This is a genomic window from Citrobacter sp. VF227 (assembly GCF_052950715.1).
In genome coordinates this window covers 1-602 of record NZ_JBRFVF010000160.1, presented here as the reverse complement: position 1 = coordinate 602, position 602 = coordinate 1, and the positions used below count along the sequence as shown (strand labels likewise).

The following is a 602-nucleotide window of genomic DNA, read 5'->3' as shown; positions in this document are numbered from 1 at the left end:
GCTATGCGATTCGCATCGCTCGTCGACTTGCCCCTGACTGGTTTGCCTCCTTCCCGTCGAATGCCTTTTGCCCGATTCCGGAATCCACAGGCTGCCTCTGTGGATCTCCCCTATCCGTGGGGCGCATCGTTTTGCACCCTATGCCTGCCGACAGCGCCGGCGCCGCGGATCGCCCTCCCCGCCGCAGCCAGGCCAGCCATTCCCGGCTGATGACCCGGATCACGTTCGGATCGTTCTTCCGGCCCTGGCGGCGGCGCTCTTGGATCGTCAGCAGCCCGTCGCCCTCGGCCAGTCGGGTCGCCGCCTGTGCCAGGCGCCGGCAGACACCGGCCCGGGCCGCGATGGCGTCCAGGCACAGCCCGCAGGCCCCGTTGCGGGCCACCTCGTCCCCGACGATCCGCAAGACCGCGAGCTGCCCGGTGGTGAACCGCGAGGCGAGGGCAGGAGGCATCGGGCCGGAACAGGCCAACCGGCGGCGCCGGGCAATGGCCTCGGACCGCTCCGGAGCTCGTTGAGGCCGCTTCGGCGGGAACAGCGTCACGCGTCCGAGCGGGATGCCGACGGGCGTGACGGTCTCGCGTAGCGCCGCCCTGCGGGTGTGC

1 protein-coding gene is annotated in these 602 nt (G+C 71.3%); it reads right to left on the bottom strand.

What is annotated here, in order from left to right; genetic code table 11:
• Window position 1 precedes the first annotated feature (1 nt).
• Window positions 2-602: hypothetical protein (locus tag ACU8YC_RS25640; protein ID WP_446896057.1), on the bottom strand; the 601-nt coding region annotated here is incomplete at its 5' end.